Consider the following 2128-nt stretch of genomic DNA (forward strand, 5'->3'; position numbering starts at 1 on the left):
GCGTCTACAGAAGTAGCTAATGCAACTAAAAGTACTCTCGAGTTCGTTAAGAAAAAAATACCCGATCTAATGAAGGGCAAAGGTCCGGTATGGATGAGCAAAGCTGCTGAATCTGTCGGCAAATGGGCAGGCCCGGCGATAACCGCATTATCTACTGTACGCGATATCTATAAAGCAAATAAAGAATACCGAGAGGCTGTAGAACAAGCAAATAATAGAGCTCATGCAATACAAAGCTGCATAACCCAGATATCTAGCACCGTATCTCATCATCTTGAATTAGAGTTTCAAAAAGTTGTTCAGCAAGCTTTTAATCCACTTATAAAAACATATCAAGAAGTCGCCAACTCCTTAAGCTCCAAAAATTCAAATTTAACAGACATAAAAAAAGAGCTTATAAAAATATCTGATAAAATATAGCCCTTTGCTAGCTTATGCGCTAGCAAAGGAAATATTGGTTTATATAAGAAGCGACTTATTCTTTTAATTGTGCATATCTATAAAACGAATGCTTGCAATGCGTGCAATGAAATTGTAGTTGCTCTAAGCAATCCGACCGCTCTTTTACTTGCTCATAGCTAATATCATTCGATATCTATATACTTTAACCCTGATGCTATCCTGGCAATAAGTCCAACGGCACCCCCTTATTAAAGTACCGAGCCCTGGAACTACTGAGCCAATAGCTGCTCCTGTAGCTACTCCCATAGTTTTTTACCACTGCCAATGATAATTTCATCGACATCAACGCTATCCCCACATTTTGGGCACTCCAGTCTTACTAAATAGCCCATATTTTCTCCTTTAATAAAATTGTTTAAAAATGAATATAGCAGGTTATGCTACTTTGTCAATTTACCCCTCCCCGCTTCTGCCCTAGCCTTGACCACCTTAGCTAGCACGCTCTCGTAAGCCACGCCTATTATCTTTGCTCTTAGCTTAGTTACGTCGGTATGGCTAGGGGCTTTGGCGTGCACGGTTTCATTTCGCAAATCTTGAAGCTCGGTTATGACCTTTGGCAGGGTTCTAGTTACGTAGCTTTGTAGTAGATTTCCTTCAAGCGCATCTTGGATAATGCGGTTTTTGAAAAGAAATTTATAGGTTCCCAAATTTGGCTTGTTTTCAAATATATCGCTTACCGTAAAGCTCGTGCCTTGCACTTCGTATGGGATATTTAATATAGACGGCTTTATCTTTGCAAGTTTATCCATGAGAACTTTAATGAAAGCATAAATCTCTTGCTCCATAGTTTTTGAGTATTTGACGACGACGGAGCTAAAATCATAAAGCGGATTGGCGATATTACCCAGATACTCTATCTCTGCGGAGATGATATTTTCTATGCTATCTGGGTGCATTAGATTTATTAAACTTCGCCCGAAGCAGTAACGGATCAAATTTTGTTTTATCTCTAAAAACTCGGCGCTTTTATACACGTCTGGATAAAATTTGCCCTCATCTTCAAAATAGAGCGTCTCTTGCTTTGTTTTTATGATGAGAGGATAAACATAAGCGTTGCCGTAGACTGCGTAAGTATGACCACTTACGGTAAAATTTGCCAAGTAATCGTCTCTAACGCACTCAAAATCATTTCTAACTAGCTCCCTAATATCGCTTATGATAAACCACTTTTCTACATCGAGCCTTTTTTCTTTATAATACTCAGGCGCTATCTCGCTCATATCTTCATCGGTTACGGCAATAACTTTTGCTACGAATAAATTTGAATAATCGGTTAAAAATAGCTGCAAATACTTGCCGTCGCTGCCGCTCGAATTTATGCTTTCGTAAATTTGCTCAAGCTCGGCTTCGTGAGAGTTTATCATATCTCGCCGCTTACTTTTTATCTTACCAAAGGCCACCTTGCCTTTGGATATCAAAATCTTAAGGTGTTGCTCTATGACGTCGTTTTGGTAGTAGGGATTGTATAGGATGAGGATGTTGTGCATTTTATCAACTTTGTTTCTTTTTTAGTATTATTTCTCCTTCAGCATCATTAATTTTTCCTTTAGCCTTTATCGTATCATATCTATCCGTTACTAACACAACCAAAGTAATGCCAAGAAAAAATACAGCCATTATGGCTACAACAGAAAGGCCTGTCGTGGCTGCTATTGGAGCTGCAGCA

The 2128-nt window shown here is 38.9% G+C and carries 2 protein-coding genes; one reads left to right on the plus strand and one right to left on the minus strand.

Going from position 1 to position 2128, the window contains the following annotated elements:
* The coding region (locus Q0200_RS05090) for a hypothetical protein (RefSeq protein WP_297938558.1) at window positions 1–420 on the plus strand (420 nt) is incomplete at its 5' end.
* A gap of 422 nt (window positions 421–842) precedes the next feature.
* Here the strand turns inward: Q0200_RS05090 and Q0200_RS05095 are convergent.
* The gene (locus Q0200_RS05095; protein WP_297938561.1) at window positions 843–1949 is read right to left on the minus strand and encodes an HP0729 family protein; all 1107 of its coding nucleotides are present in this window, start codon (window positions 1947–1949) and stop codon (window positions 843–845) included.
* Window positions 1950–2128: the final 179 nt, after the last annotated feature.

This window comes from uncultured Campylobacter sp. (genome assembly GCF_938045225.1).
Lineage (GTDB): Bacteria > Campylobacterota > Campylobacteria > Campylobacterales > Campylobacteraceae > Campylobacter_A.

What these genes read in the sequence shown, in the direction of transcription:
- Q0200_RS05095 (WP_297938561.1), bottom strand. Translation starts at nt 1,949, where the DNA reads ATGCACAACATCCTCATCCTATACAATCCCTACTACCAAAACGACGTC.